Genomic DNA, 14,420 nt, shown 5'->3' with positions numbered 1-14,420 from the left:
GCGGAGGGGGCCAGGCAATCACCCGAAGCGTCGGATGGCATGCGGGAAGGGCGGCCGTACGGCCGGCCGGTGGATCGCTTCGCCCGGTCGGAGCCATGAGGGCCGCAGGTGTGAAGGAGTGGGTCCGCGGAGGCCGTGGGCGGCACGACGGCCGCCGGGGCAACGCCACCGGGCAAGGCGAGCGGACTTGCGTCGAGTGGGGGCGGGTAGGGGCGCGTCGTCACCGCCGGGTGCGCGATCTGCGCGACCATCTGTCCATGCCGTGGCTCGCCGCTCGAAACCGCCGACGTTCCGGTCCGCTACCGGTCAGTCGTCCAGCCGTCCCGCTTCCGCGCCCTCGGGGAGGACGCGGCGCGGTTCCGCTCCGCGCGCCGTACCGCGGCAACCGTCAGGAGCGCCCCAGGTGACTCGAGAGGGTGCTCGTGGTTCATACGCGGAGCAGCACACCCACGTGGTGGCAGGTGAGTCCCGCTGGCCCATGGCCGGCGCCGTCGTGGCGGCGATCGTGCTGACGTTGTTGCTGCCCGACGACCTGCGTCTCGCGCCGGGCTGGGTGCTTCCGGTGGTCGAGGGACTGCTTCTGGTGGCGCTGATCGCGGGCGACCCCGGCCGGATCAGCCGGCGCTCGACCGCTCTGCGCGCCGCCTCGATCGCGTTGGTCGGCGTGCTGGCGTGCAGTGCCGTGTGGTCGACGATCCGGCTGGTCGACGACCTGATCCACGGCGGAAAGGAGACCGATTCCGCGGCCAGCCTGCTGCAGGCGGGCGGTACGGTCTGGGCCTGCACGATTCTCGCGTTCTCGCTGATGTATTTCGAGCTCGACAGTGGCGGTGCCGCCGCTCGCGCACACCGCATGCCGGTCACCCCGCAGCTCGCCTTTCCTCAACAGCTCAGCCCCGAACTGAATGCCACGCACTGGCGACCGCGCTACGTCGACTACCTCTACCTCGCACTCACCAACGCCACTGCCTTCAGCCCCACCGATGTCATGCCGCTGGCCTCCTGGGCAAAGATCGCCATGGGCCTCCAGGCCCTCGTCTCCCTGCTCATCCTCGGCCTCGTCGTGGCCCGCGCCGTGAACGTGTTCGCCTGACGGCCCGTGGGTTCGTCCGCCCGCGCGTCGGACCTGGTGATATGGCCGGTTGGGCTGGGTGGAGCAGTTGGCCGGCGGAACCTCTCGCCCGTTTCGAGACTGAGCCCCATGAAGAGACAACGATCCCTCGGATCGCGTGCCCGTTCGCTGGCCGCCCTCGTGACGGGAGTACTCCTCCTGGGCGCGCCGAACGCGTTCTCGCTCTCCCGCGACGGCGCGAGCGACCCCGCCGCCCCGTGCGTCTCCACACCGGCCGAGTACCGGGCCGCCTGGGAGGCGCGAGAGGTCCGGTGCGTGGCACCCTCCCTCTTCGGGACCACGCACGCCCGGGACCAGACCTCCTTGTACCCGAGTGGCTTCCGCTATGCCTGGGCCGGCTCCAGCACCAACCTCGAGCAGTACCTGAAGCTGCGTGCGCGGTACGGCGACCAGCCCGCCAAGGTCGGAATCGGGGTCCTGTCCTACGTCGGCTACCCGGGACTGGAGGACTGGTCGACGCCCACCGATCTGGAGGTCTACACGCTGCCGGACGGCGTCCGTGCGCAGGTGCCGGCCTTCGAGACCTGGTTCCGGCTGCTCGACGAGGAGTTCGGTACGACGAGGGCGTACCCGCTCGCCGCCCAGCGCGACCTGGTCGTCGCGTACTCCCGGCTGAACCGGGACAAGGACGTGGTCGGGGCGTTCGAGGACGTCACCGGCTGCCGTCGTGACGCGCTGCTCGCGGGTGAGGCTCCCTCGGCGGAGATCGGCTGCAACCGCTCCTTCCTCGGAGCACTGGCGGCCGCCGGCCCGTCCCCGTACGACGGCGCCGACTCCAGGACGTGCTTCGCGAACTTCCAGACGCGCTACCGGGGCGACCGGGACGCCTCGGCACTGCGGGGCGCGCTGTACCAGTGCCAGGACGCCGGGTTCCTCAACACGGGTGTGGGGCTGGGGTACAACACGTACGCCAATCCGTTCGTCTGTCGGCCCGCCGACCGGCAGAGCGTGCGGGAAAGGTACACCGGCCGCGAGTTCATCCTGCCGAACGCGCGGTTCACCGACCTGCCGAGCCGTGTCGACATCCCGCTGGACCTGGGGACTCCGGGCCAACGCGGCTTCCTGCGGGCGGGATACTGCCGGTGACCCGAGTCGGTGACGCGTCGGCATCGGGTGGCGGGATGTCCGGGGGGCGGGGACGCTGCCCAAGGCCCAACAGCGTCGACGTCGTACGTGGTCTTGTTCCAGTCCGGCGTGACGATGTCGACCGACCAGACGTCCGTGAACCACCCGGTTGCGAACCATCAGCGCACTCGAACAGAGCAACGTCTCCGGTTCAGTCGGCGGCCGGACGGTCCTCACCGGTCGAGCGTCCCGGCCGCGGTCAGGGCGCGGGTGTACCCGTCGCTTTCCCCGGCGGCGCCGGTGATCCCGGAGCGGCGGCGGGGACCCTCATGCGCTGGGTGTACGTGGCCAGGGGACGCCCGCCGGGTGCCGGGTCAGGAGGAGGGTCTCGTAGGCGTGGTGATGGCGGTGGGTGGTGCGGTGGTGCAGCAGGCGGGCGGCCCGGGCGGGGTCGCCCGCGTCGACGAGGGCCCGGGCGAGAGTGTCCTGGATGATCTCTCGCTCCACCCGCACACCCCCGATCCTCTCGGCCTTCTCGCCCAAGGCGGTCAGGAGATCCGCTGCCACACGAGGTCGCCCCGCGGTGATCTCCGCCAGAGCCTGGACGACGGGGGCGAGTACTTCACGGTAGTCGCCACGCGCGTCGGCGGCTGCCCTGCGGGCCAGCACGTGCAGGTCCTCGGTCGCGGCCTCCACGGCCAGGGCCAGGGCCAGGTTGAACGTGTGGAAGATCTCCGCCATCCCGCCGGGTGCGGCGAGGAGTTCGCGTACGTGTGCGGGATCGCTTCGGCCGGCGGGCGTCCGGCCGGCGAGGAGCAGGCGCCAGTTGGTCGCGGCGCGCATGCCGACGTCGGTGCGTGCCAGTGCCGTGTCGGCTCGTCGGCGGGCGTCGGAGAAGTCTCCTCGGGCGATGGACCGGAGGGCCGCGTGCCAGTTCAGGTGACGTGTCTGGACCGCGTCCGGATCAGCCGCGAGCCACTGGTCCAGGAACTCGTTGGTGGTGTGGCCGACGCCGAGTTCGTGTTCGGCGTGGGTGAGCGCGTGCGCGGCCACTCCCGAGCGGGGGTGGAGGGCCAGCGCGCGCTCGGCCAGCTCGTGCGCCTCCCGTACCCGTCCCTGCTCGGCTCGGGTCGCGGCCAGCCAGCCCGTCCACGGCCAGTTGTCCGGGCCGGCCAGTGCCTGCTGCCGCTCCACCAGGTCCTCGCCGTGCGCCCGGTAGACCGCGTCGCCGCAGGAAGCGAAGGCATCGAGCATCAGTACCGCCGGCTCGTCGGCGGGCCAGCGCTCGAAGTGCCCGGTCAGGTGGTCGGCCGTCATCCGGTACTGCCGATGGGTATGGAGGTACACCCCGTACACGAGGCTCGTCTCCCGCTCACCGGCCGATTGCGCGTCGCGGTGGGCGATCACCAGCTGTTCCTTCAGCCGGGCGTCGTCCAGACTGTCGGCGGTCACCAGTGTCAACAACGCCCGCGCCAGACCACAGTCGGGATCTGCGGCCACCCACCCCTCCAGCATGGGCAGGGCGCGGCCGCTCAGGGACAACAGCTCGACCACCGCCCGGTCCTGTAGCCGGGTACTCGTCAACGCCACCGTGTCCTCCGCCCGACCGAACCCACGCCACCCGCCCCCGCTGCTACTGCCTCGTCACACGCTCGGCCGGAACAAGGCCGTGCAGACGATGCCACTGCTGCCGCAGTGGTTTCGGGTCAGATCCAGCGGCAGAGCACCGTGATTGCCGGCCACGGCTCCGCTGCCCGCCACGGCCGAACCCGCGGCCTGAGAACCGCCCTGGTTGACGCACGCGTTGCCGAACGTGGCGTTCCCGATCCCCACGACACTCGCCTCCGCGGCCGCGACGGGCAGCAGCGCCGCCCCGACCACCGCACCCAGCACCACGGCCCGCGCGCCCGTACGCCCACCGCGGCAGCCCGACGTCTCCATGCCCATCACGACCCTCCTCCGCCCGGGACCACGGCCCGGGACTCGAACCCGCAGGCCGGAAACCCCGGACCGCTCCAAGATCAACGAGACGGGTGCGTTTTGGGCACGTGAGGACCTGGGCACTCATCGCCGGGCCGCTGGAGCCCTCGGCGCGCCATCAGGGCCGTGGTTCGGACTCGCCCGTGCTCATGTGCCGAGGGCCCGCTTGAGTTCGGCCTTGTCCATCTTGGAGCGGCCCTCGATGTTCCGCTGCCTCGCCTCGTTGTACAGCTGCTCCTTCGTCGGGCCCTGCGATCCGCTGTGGGAACGCCGGCCGCCGCGCTTCGAGGAGGACATGTCGTGTGTGGACGAACGGCTCGCGGTCTTCGATTCGCCGGCGCGGGCTCGTTCCTTGTTGACCGTGCGCGCGGCGATCTCCTCGGCGCGCTTGGTGCTCTCGCCACGCTGCTCGGCACTCTCCTTGATGTGCTCGTACTGACGTTCGCGCTTCGGGCTGGATCCGCGGGGCATGGCCACTCCTCGACTCGTCACGTACCGCTCCGGCGGCGGATCCACCGGAGGCGCATTGCGTCTGCCCGGGCGAGGGCGAATCACACCGTCTCCGAGGGGGCGATCCGGCCCGAGGCGCGCACGTACAGGCAGCGTGATGGGCCCCGGCGTCGGCCGCGAGCGGGCCGGGTCCACTCGGGTCATGCGCCGTGCGCGACCGGTCAGGACCGGGGTGTGGAGAGGTCGGAGCGGACCAGGGCGGCCGCGAGTCTGGGCAGGTCCTCGGCGCCCACGAGACGCGCCAGGCCCTCGGGTGTGCGAGGGAGTCCCAGCCCGGCAGCGGCGCGCAGAGCACGTCGGTCGAAGGCGGGGCGCAGCTCGGGCCAGACGCCCTGCGCCTCGCGGCAGAAGATGTCGGCGCCCACCGGACCGATCCGCGGGACTTCCCGCAGCAGCTCACGGATGCGGCCGGGGTCCTCGCGGGCCGTCCCGCGCAGTCGGCGCAGGTCTCCGGCGTACCGGTCGCGGACGAGTTCGGCGCCCTCTCCCAGCGCCGTCGCGGTGCTTTCGTCGTAGCGGCGGTAGTGGGCGCGACCCAGCGCGTCCACCCGGTCCTGCCAGGAGGAGGCGGCCATGGCCCGAGGCGTGCGCCACCCTGCGGCGAACACCTCGCGGGCCGCGGCCACCGCGATGTCCGCCTTGATGCGCACGGAGAACAGCACGCAGAGCGTCAGCAGTTGGTACAGCGGCATGGGTGTGTTCCCCAGACGGATTCCCGCCTCCTCGGCATGGGTCCGCCAGTGTTCGGACTGCAACTCACTCACCGTGACGCGCTGCGTCATGACGGGCCTCGCTCTCGTCCGGCCGGTGCGGGCTCCCCCGGTTCCCCTACCCGGGTCCGGGCGCCTCAGGCCTCGGTGGGGTCCGCGGGGATCGCGTGCACCTCGACCGGTTCGTTGCCGGGCTGCCCGCCAGGGCCGGGGGACGCCGACGCCCGTGCGGCGATCTCCATGGCCCGGCCCGTCGGTCACCTGCGGCCGTCCATCGCTTCCGGCTCGTACCGTCGGTTCGGCCGTGCACCCGTCTCCTACGGTCGTTCGATGGCCTGGAGCATTCCGCCGAACGAGAAGCACAGGGCTCCGGACAACGTCCCCCAGTTCGCGATGTCGGCGTTGACGAGGCTTCCGGTGGCCGGCCGGGTGAACGCGGCCAGTGCGGAGAGCATGAAGAGCACCGACCCCAGCTGGTTCACGGCGACGATCCACCAGCCCAGACTCCGCGAACGCAGACATGGCCGGGACCTGTGGCAGATCTCGACGAACGCGAGATGACCCGAGACCAGGAAGAGCACGCATCCGACCACGTCAGGAGCCCAGATGAGCCGGTTGGTCTGCTGAGCGGTGAGTCCTTGGAGGAAGGAGTCCAGCAGGTTGACGCCGAACACGAGCGTCCCCACGAACAGTACGAACGTGCTCAGCCAGGCCAACCGCATCGGCTCGTACCCCCACCACCTCCAGTCGGCGGTGACCAGTCGACCGTCCTCCTCGGAGTGGCGAGGCGCGTTCAGGGTCTGCAGGAGGGAGGTGTAGCCCCCGAGATTGAAGAACAGACCGCCGGCGAAGTAGATGGTGGCGCTCTCGGCCGCGTCGCCCGATCCGAACTGGGCCACTGCGGCTCCGAGGGCGAAGAGCGCCCCTCCGATGACGAACGCGCCCGAGGCGAGGGCGTTCAGCCTCCGAAGGCGCCCGAGGGCCGCGGCATCGGCACTCGCGGACACGGAGGCCGTGTCTCCCGGGCCCCGCACCGAGAGCACCCCACGCCTGCGGGCGGCCCGCGACTCCCACACGACGGTTCCCCCGTCGGAGCGGTGCCAGGTGCGCCGGGTGGTGAAGGGTCCCGCGCCTTCGGCGCGCTGCTCAGGCTGTCCCACGTCCCGAGCCTAGCCCCGGGTGGGTACCCCGACGGACAGCGAAACGCGGCCTCGCCTCACCCGCGCAGGCGTACGGCGAGGGCGGCGATGTCGTCGTCCAGACGTCCTCTGCTGTAGTGCAGGAGGTCGCGGTGAAGAGCCGTGAGCAGTTCGCGGGGCGGCGTCGGGGGTTGTCGACGCATCCAGGATGCCAGCGGGAAGAACTCGCCGTCGCGGGCGCGGGCCTCGGCGATCCCGTCGGTATAGAGGAGCAGCAGGTCGCCGGGGTCGAAGTCGAAGGTGTCGACGTTGTAGTGCTCGCCGATGAGCTCCGCGAGGCTGAGCAGCGGCGAGGGGGTGGCTGACTCGAGGACGCGGAGGCTCCCGCTGTGAAGGAGCAGTGGCGGGGGGTGTCCGCAGTTGAGGATGTCGATACGTCTGCCCGCGTGCGGGATCTGCACGAGAAGGGCGGTGGCGAAGCGCTCCATCGGCCCTTCGGGTGGAAAGGCGGCGTTGTAGCGGGTGCTGCTGGCGTCCAGCCTGCGTGCGACGTTGATCATGTCGGTCTCGTCGAAGGCCGCCTCGCGGAAGGCGTTGACGATCGCCGCGGCCGCTCCCACTGCCGGCAGGCCCTTGCCCCGCACGTCACCGATGAGCAGCCGGACCCCGTACGGCGTGTCGACCACCTCGTAGAAGTCCCCGCCGATGCGGGCCTCCGCCGCGGCGGCGAGGTACAGCGACTCGATCTCCATGCTCGCGATGCGCCGTGGCATGGGGCTCAGCACCACTTGCTGCGCCGCGTCGGCGACGAGTCGCACCTGGAAGAGGGTGCGCTCGCGCTGGAGCCGGACGTGGCTTCCGTACGCGGCGGCCACGGTGACCGCGATGATCCCCGCGGCTGTCCACCACGTTCCCAGATCGGGGAAGACGAGGCCGAGGCCGATCATCAGGAGGAGGCAGACCGTCCCGAGCAGGACGGTGGGCAGGACCGGCCACATGGCGGCAGCCAGGGCCGGCGCCGCGGGCAGGAGGCGGCTGAAGGCCATTTCCGGTGGAGTGGCGTAAGCCAGGCTCGCGATCACCACGGTCAGGATGACCGGCGACAGCCGCACGAACCACCCCCGGCCGTCGCGCCGGCGGACCCACGGCCGCCCAGATTCGGTCACGTTTCCCACAATATCCGCGTAATCATGGCACAGCGCTCTGACGAACACGGCTCGCGGAAGTGAGGCGGTCCACCACTCCCCTCTTGGGTCGAACGTGCGATCGAATGCGGTCGGCCGTGTACGGCTCGGCGCTGCGCATCGCCGGCACGCCACCCGCTTCCCGAGGCCCGGCCCGCCGCCTCCCCGGCGGCGTGGCGGGCGGCACACGCCTGCGGCGGCGCTCAAGATCAGATGGTGGAGCTTCTTCGCAACACGAGAACCCGGTACCGCGCGGTCCGCCTGCTCCCCGGAGTCATGATCGTGGCAGCGGCGGTCACCGACTTCGCGACGCCCCGAGAGGATCACTACGGCGCGTTCCTCTACGTGGTGCCCGGACTGGCCGCGGTGGGCTGGGGGGTCTGGGGGACCATGGCGTTCGGGGCGGCCTCCATCGTGGTGCTGACCGCCCTGGAGGCCGACCGAGGAGAGCCCGTCGTTCGGGCCGCCCTGTCGTTCACCGTCCTGGTCGGGATGATCAGTGTGGTGGCAGCCTGGTCCAGCAGTGTCCGACAGCGGCGAGAGAAGGAGCTGCGGCACCTCCAAAGGGTCGCGGACGTGGCCCAGCGCGCCGTCCAACACCCGCTGCCCGAACATCTGGGCTGCGTCGACCTCCACCTCTTGTACGAGACGTCGGTGGCGGGCGCCCACCTGGGCGGCGACTTCTACAAGGCGCTGCAAGTGGAAGGCGCGGTGCGGGTGATGATCGGAGACGTGCAGGGCAAGGGGCTGGGGGCGGTCGAGGCCGCGGCTGTGCTCCTCGGCTCCTTCAGGGAGTCCGCCTACACGGAACCCGACCTGGCGGCCATCGCGCGCAAGCTTGAGGCCAGCATGCGCAACCACGAGTCACGCGTCGGGATCGACGACGCCGACCGCTTCGCCACGGTGATCCTCGCCGAGATCCCCTCCGACCGTCCCGTGATGAGGTTGCTCAGCTGCGGTCACCCGCCGCCCGTCCGCCAGGGGCGCACCCAGGCGGCTCGGTATGTCGACTTCCCCCAGCCGTCCCTGCCCGTCCACCTCCCGGTCAGCGTCGAGGACGACCACATCGTCGAGGAAGTCCCCTTCGATGTCGGTGACCGCGTGTTGATGTACACCGACGGCGTCAGCGAAACCCGCGATGCCTCCGGGGCCTTCTACCCGCTCGTCGAACGCGTATCGGCCTGGCGGGAGGTGGCGGACCGCGAGGTGCTGCCCCGGCTCGCGGCCGACCTTCACCGGTTCAGCGCGCAAGGACTGGACGACGACACGGCAGCCGTGCTGGTCGTACGTGCCACCGTCTCGCGCCCCGGCGACGACTCACCGATGGCTCGGACCGCGGGGGAACGCGCACGGTAGCCGCGCCGCGTCCGGTCGGTGACATCGGGCTTCCCGCGGACCGGAACGCCATCGGGGCGCTCCCGGCCGCGCAACCGGAGGACGGCTGTGGGCCGCACCGTATCGATGCGGCCCACGTCTGTTGCGGCCCATGGCCGCAGTGCGGGCGAAGGGCCTGATCCCAGACCCGATGCCCCGGTTGCATCTACCGCTGCTGCCTGAGTGGCACCAGGTAGGGATCGAGACTCGCCCTCACGTCCGCGTCCGACACGTCCCGATCACCCCCCACGCCATTCCACCCCTCGAGTTCCCTGATCGCGTGGACAGGAACTCCCAGTCCGTGGAAGAAGCAGCTCACGAAAGCGAAGAAGGTGGTTTCGTTCCCCAGCTCCGCCTTCACCCACAGTGCGATGTCAACCGCGTCGTCACCGCGTATCGCACGTTCGCGAACGCCGAGCGCAATCGACTTGGGGTCTTTCATTTCCAGAACACAACCTCAACCTTGGTGTAATTCCCGGGAGTTCCCACCGTCTTCACGATGTCAACCTTCCCGGTGAATCCGTACTTGGCGGCCATCTTACCCGTGAAGGTCAGTCGTGCCGCTTCCTCCGGGCTCAACATGAGGCTCTGTATACCAGCGTTGAAGCTGTCCAGGTTGTCCTTCATGTCACCACCCCCCAACCAGGTACCGCGTATCCCCTTTGCGTTTCCGCCGATCTTCTCCATCACTTCGGCGATCATCACACTGCCGGTCGGGGTCAAGTCCTCTTCAGCGAGAACAATGAGATTCAGGATCCCGTCGCTGTCGATTGAACCCATGATCCCATGGCTCTTACTGCCATAGTCGTTCGCCCACTCGGTGCAACCGGGGTTGGCGGATTGGCTGCTCTTCGCGCTCGCTCGGAACGCACTCTTCGCAGCGGGCCGGCCGGCCTTCTCGCAGGCTTCGCGCAGTTTCTTGAAAGCCCTGCTGGTGATACCCGATATCGCCGTTTCGGACACACCGAGAGTCCGCAGGGCCTTGTAGGCGTCCGCGAATCCGATGCCCGTCATGACGGCGGCATCGGCCGCCCGGGCCGCGGTCGCGATGGGGCCGAGGATCTTGCCCGCGAACAGGAGCCCGACGTCCAGGGCCGCCCAGGCACAACCGCCCCAACTACCGCGCTCGAATCCGGACGCGAACTTCTCGAAGCACTGGATCCAGCTCCCGAAGAGGATGTCGACCGGATCGATGCCCGCCTGGTACTCGGCCATCGTGATGGTGTGCGTGGCCTCCTGGGTCATTTCCTCGCTCGGGAACAGCCCCAGATACAGCGTCTCGCTCGCGGGACACGTGAACCTCGACGGGTTCGAGATCTTCGCGGCGCACAGGTACACGTCGAGGTACGCCTTGTACCTGATCTCGACCGTCATCGTGCAGTCGCCCCGGTAGAAGAGCGCGTCGATCACGCCTTCGCATCCGGCCGTCTGCTTCAGCGTCTTGGGCTTGCCGATCCGCTCGGTGTGGTCGATGACGTAGAAGGTGTTGCCGATGGACCCGCCGGCTCCGTCGGGGACGGTTCCGGTCTCGATCTGCTTCCCCTTGGAAGCCTTCTCGGCCCTGTCTGCGGATTCCTGTGCTTCCTTGGCGTACTTGTCGGCGTCCTTCGCGGCCTGTTCGGCTTCGGTGGCGGCGACGGCGGCGCGGTCGGCCGCCGCACGGGCGTCCTTGGCGTCCTGTTCCGCCTGAGCCGCGGCCGCGCGGGCTGCCGACGCGTCGAGTGCCGCCTGGTCCGCCGACTCGCGGGCCTGCTTGGCGTAGCCCTCGGCACGGCCCGCGGCCTTGTCCGCGGCGGCGGCGTCCTCGGTCGCCTTCTGGTCGTATTCGACGGTGCGGGCCAGTGACGCCGATGCCTTGGCGGCTGCCGCCGCGGCGTCGGCCGCGTAGCCCAGGGCCTCCTTGGCGTAGGTGCGGGCGTTGGCCGCGTGGGTGGCGGCGTTGGCCGCGTACTGGTAGGCGATCTTCGCGTCGCCGGTTGCCTGGTCGGCGATGTTCTTGGCGGCCGCGGCCTCGTCCTGCGCGTTCTTGGCGTGGGCGTCGGCAACGGCCTTCTGCTGCTCGGCGATCGTCTTCGACGCCTGCCCGGTCAGCACGACGAGGCTCGCGGCCGAGTCGGTGGTGACGTAGGGCGAGCCGAGCTGGATGGCGTCGTTGGCGGGCTTGGCGACCTGGGCCGCGGCGTTGCCGGCGTCCACCGCGGCCTGCGCGGTGACATGGGCGTAGCCGGCGGCCTTGGCCGAGGCGAGCACTGCCTTGACGGCCTCCTTGCCGGCCGCGTCCGCCTGGGTCTTGGCGGTCTTGGCCAGCTTCTCGGCCTCCGCGGCCAGGGCAACGGCCGTCCTGGCCTCCGCGGAGGCGTGTTCGGACGCCTTGATGGCGTCGGCGGCGGCGCTGGTGGCGGTCCGCACGGCGGCGTCGGCCTTCAGCTTGGCGGCCTGGGCGGCGTCCGCGTTCGCACGGGAGCGCTTGGCCGCCGCCTCGGCGCGGGTCGCGGCGGCGTCCGCCTGAGCCGCCGCCTGGGTGGCGGCATCCGCCGCGGTACGGGCCCGGCCGGCGGCCGCCTCGGCGTCGTCGGCGTGCTTGTCCGCCTCATTGGCGGAAGCGCGGGCGGCGTCCGCGGCTTCGCCCGCCTTCAGGGAGTGGGCGTAGGCGTCCTTCGCGTCCGCCTTGGCGCGGGCGGCGTCGGCCTTCTGCTCGGCGTCCCAGGCGTCATCCCGCTTGGCCTTGGCGTTGTCCCGGGCCGTGACCGCGTCGTTCTTCCGCGCGACGGCGGTCGCCTCGGCCGCTTCCGCCTTGCCCTTGGCGTCCTGGGCGTTCGCGGCCTCGGCCTGCGCGGTCTGCTTGTACTGGCTCGCCTCGGCCTGCTTGGCGGCGGCGGTGTCCTTCTCCGCCTTGGCCGTCTTCTCCTCGGCCTCCGCCGCGAGCCTCTTGGCGTGCGCGTCGGCAGCGGCCGCCTTCGCGTCCGCCTCCGCCTTCAGCGTGACGGCGAGCTTGGCCTCCGCCGTCTCCTTGTCCTTCTTGGCGTTGTCCCGGTGCGCCTTCGCCGCGTCCGCCGCGGCCTTCGCCTGCAACTCGGCGATGTGCGCGGCCTCCTTGCGGAACTCCGCGTTGACCTGCGCGGCCTGCGCCAGCGCGCGCTGCGCGATCGTGTCGCTGTCACCGACCGCGGCGCGGGTGGCCGCCTCGGCGGTCTCACCGGCCTTCACCATCGCCGTCAGCGCGGCAACGGCGCCCTTGGTGACCTGAGCCTTCTGCTGACCCACCAGCAGACCACGGCCGCGCGGAGCGCCGGCCGCGTCCGCGATCCCGTAGGCGGCCTGCTCGGCGGCGTCGGAAGCGGTGGCCGACTTCTTGGCGCTCTCCAGCTGCACCTTGAGCGCGGCCAGCTGCTTCTTCGCCGCCGCCTGGGTGTCGGTGACACCCTTCTTCGCCTTGTCGAACTGTGCCTTGTCCGGGTAGGAGAGGCTGTCCGTGCCCTTGTGACCGGACGGCTTGATCAGGAACTTCTGCGCACTGGCGTCCTTGCAGTCCCACAGCCGCGTGTCCGTGCTCTTGGTGAACGCGCTCAGGTCCAGGCACTTGCCCGTGGACACGCTCTTCAGCGGCGAAGACGCCCGTGCGTCTCCCTTCCACGACTGTCCGGGAGTGCTGTAGCAGTCCGTGATCTGGATCTTCGTCCCGTTCGCGGACTTGTTGCCGGCCACGTCCAGGCATTTGGACGAGCCGACGTTGCGAATGTGGAGATCGTCCTCGCCACCTTCGAGCGTCCACTGCTGCGCCGCGCCGTTGTTGCAGGTGTAGACCTGGACCGGGGTGCCGTTGGTCTTGGCACCACCCTGGACGTCCAGGCAACTGCCCGGCGCACCCGGTACCTGAATGGCCACCGGGCTGTCACCGATCCACCCCAGTCCGCCCGCGGACCAGTAGTCCTGCCAGCGAACCAGACGGTCACTCACCCAGGAGTGGCCCAGCAGGTCTCCCAGCGCCTTGGAGCCGGTGGCCAGCGACGTGGTCGCGCTCTTGTTCGCGGCCAGGATCTGGTTGCGCTGCGTCGTCTGGGAGGCGATCTCCTGCTGCCACTCCGCGGCGGCCGTCGTGGAGACGTCGCCCCGGACCTTGTTCGGGTCGATCGGGTCCCGCCACGCACAGGACGCGAACCGCGTCTTCAGGTCCTCCACCGCGATGCGGTGTTCCGCCGTGCCCGGCTGCGGCGCGGTACGCGCGAAGCCGCCGGAGGCCAGGAAGAGGCGGGCGTTGTCCGCTCCCGTCGGCTCCAGGGACCAGTCCGACAGGTGCTCGTACGCGCCGTGTTCCGCGCGCTGCCGCTCCCACTCGGGCAGTTGCGTGCTGGGGTCCGCGCCGTACAGCGGCGCGCCGATGTCCTTGAGGGCCTTGACCGTCGCGGCGTCGGCCTTGGGCGTGGGGTCCTCGTAGAAGTCGCTGTCGTTCTTCCAGAACCGATCGGCGACCCACGTGGTCAGACCGGTCTGACCGTAGAAGTCCTCCTTGCCGTCACTCGTACCCGGCGGCCAGTGGAAGCCGGTCACCGTGAAGCCACCGGGGGTCTCAAGGCCGTCGAGCGGCTTCTTCCAGGTGTCCCGGACGGCGTTGAGGGCGTCCAACTCCTTGGACGCCGCGTCCCGGTCCTTCTTGTAGGCCTGCGCGAGCGGGGTGTCCTGCCAGTGCTGTCGGTTGGCCAGCTCGTGCAGCTTGTCCTGCGGCTGGTTGAGGCCGTCCTGCGCGGTGGTGGCCATGGACGGCCCACCCAGGCGGAGCACATCGGCCATCAGGCACTGGTCCTGCCGCAACTGTTCGGCAGCGGTGTCCGTGTACCAGTCGTAGTCGTCCCCCGCCTTGGCCATGCGCTGTCCGGTGAGCTGGTCGAGGGCTCCGGGCTGCACGGCCACACCGACGACGACGGAAAGGACCGCGACCGATGTGACGAAAGAGGTGAGAGTGGCTGATGTTGTTCGTGATCTGGGTCTGAACAACCCTGGTCGGGAACGCAAAGGGGATTCCTTCATCGTGAGCGAGGGCAGGCGGAGGTGACTGCCCGAAGGGGTGGAGGTACGAGCGGGTCAGTCGGGCGTCCCGGCGCGGGGACGGGGACAGCGGGCAGCGGGCAGCGGCGACGAAAGCGGCGTTCACAACGAGCCGGTATCGCGGCATGACAGAACCATCCCTCCCCCTGGCAGCGCCGTTCCCCCCGGCCGCCGACTGACGCGCACATGTCATGACGAAGGTGTGAAGGCACTCGTCACATGCGCGCGACGATCACCATAGCCCCTGGTGATCGCTGCGGCGAGTGATCTCCTGTCGGTCCAC

General features: G+C 70.3%; 11 protein-coding genes. 3 read left to right on the top strand and 8 right to left on the bottom strand.

The annotated features are described in order from the left end of the window. Positions 1 to 478: 478 nt before the first annotated feature. Positions 479 to 1,093, top strand: a complete 615-nt coding sequence (locus OHA84_RS34375; RefSeq protein ID WP_266967850.1) for a hypothetical protein — start codon at positions 479 to 481, stop codon at positions 1,091 to 1,093. Between the two features lie 108 nt (positions 1,094 to 1,201). Further along, the gene (locus OHA84_RS34370) at positions 1,202 to 2,218 is read left to right on the top strand and encodes a hypothetical protein (RefSeq protein ID WP_266967851.1); all 1,017 of its coding nucleotides are present in this window, start codon (positions 1,202 to 1,204) and stop codon (positions 2,216 to 2,218) included. Between the two features lie 306 nt (positions 2,219 to 2,524). Here the strand turns inward: OHA84_RS34370 and OHA84_RS34365 are convergent, their stop codons facing one another. The 6 genes from OHA84_RS34365 to OHA84_RS34340 all read right to left on the bottom strand — a co-directional run bounded on the left by OHA84_RS34365 (position 2,525) and on the right by OHA84_RS34340 (position 7,702). Further along, positions 2,525 to 3,787 (bottom strand): hypothetical protein, encoded by a 1,263-nt coding sequence (locus OHA84_RS34365; protein ID WP_266967852.1) that lies wholly within the window; start codon positions 3,785 to 3,787, stop codon positions 2,525 to 2,527. A 54-nt stretch (positions 3,788 to 3,841) separates the two neighbouring features. Beyond that, on the bottom strand, positions 3,842 to 4,144 hold the full coding sequence (locus OHA84_RS34360; RefSeq protein WP_266967854.1) for a chaplin family protein: 303 nt from the start codon (positions 4,142 to 4,144) through the stop codon (positions 3,842 to 3,844). A 180-nt stretch (positions 4,145 to 4,324) separates the two neighbouring features. Beyond that, on the bottom strand, positions 4,325 to 4,648 hold the full coding sequence (locus tag OHA84_RS34355; protein ID WP_266967856.1) for a plasmid stabilization protein: 324 nt from the start codon (positions 4,646 to 4,648) through the stop codon (positions 4,325 to 4,327). A gap of 200 nt (positions 4,649 to 4,848) precedes the next feature. Then, positions 4,849 to 5,469: an endonuclease gene (locus OHA84_RS34350; protein ID WP_266967858.1), complete on the bottom strand. Its 621-nt coding sequence runs from the start codon at positions 5,467 to 5,469 to the stop codon at positions 4,849 to 4,851. Positions 5,470 to 5,714: 245 nt separating this feature from the next. Beyond that, a complete protein-coding gene (locus tag OHA84_RS34345) occupies positions 5,715 to 6,557 on the bottom strand; it encodes a hypothetical protein (RefSeq protein WP_266967860.1) in 843 nt (280 codons plus the stop codon). 56 nt (positions 6,558 to 6,613) lie between these two features. Next, entirely contained in the window at positions 6,614 to 7,702 is a 1,089-nt protein-coding gene (locus tag OHA84_RS34340; RefSeq protein ID WP_266967862.1) for a PP2C family protein-serine/threonine phosphatase, read from the bottom strand. A gap of 294 nt (positions 7,703 to 7,996) precedes the next feature. Here OHA84_RS34340 and OHA84_RS34335 point away from each other — a divergent pair, with 294 nt between their 5' ends. Beyond that, a complete protein-coding gene (locus tag OHA84_RS34335) occupies positions 7,997 to 9,076 on the top strand; it encodes a PP2C family protein-serine/threonine phosphatase (RefSeq protein ID WP_266967864.1) in 1,080 nt (359 codons plus the stop codon). A 184-nt stretch (positions 9,077 to 9,260) separates the two neighbouring features. Here OHA84_RS34335 and OHA84_RS34330 read toward each other — a convergent pair whose 3' ends face one another. Both OHA84_RS34330 and OHA84_RS34325 read right to left on the bottom strand, forming a co-directional pair. Continuing rightward, positions 9,261 to 9,536, bottom strand: a complete 276-nt coding sequence (locus tag OHA84_RS34330; protein ID WP_266967866.1) for a hypothetical protein — start codon at positions 9,534 to 9,536, stop codon at positions 9,261 to 9,263. Next, a complete protein-coding gene (locus tag OHA84_RS34325) occupies positions 9,533 to 14,119 on the bottom strand; it encodes an RICIN domain-containing protein (protein WP_266967868.1) in 4,587 nt (1,528 codons plus the stop codon). Before OHA84_RS34325 ends, OHA84_RS34330 begins: the two co-directional genes overlap by 4 nt. Positions 14,120 to 14,420 lie beyond the last annotated feature (301 nt).

The sequence above is a fragment of the Streptomyces sp. NBC_00513 genome, assembly GCF_041431415.1.
In the GTDB taxonomy this organism is placed as follows: Bacteria; Actinomycetota; Actinomycetes; order Streptomycetales; family Streptomycetaceae; genus Streptomyces.
This window is presented reverse-complemented; position numbering and strand designations above follow the sequence as displayed.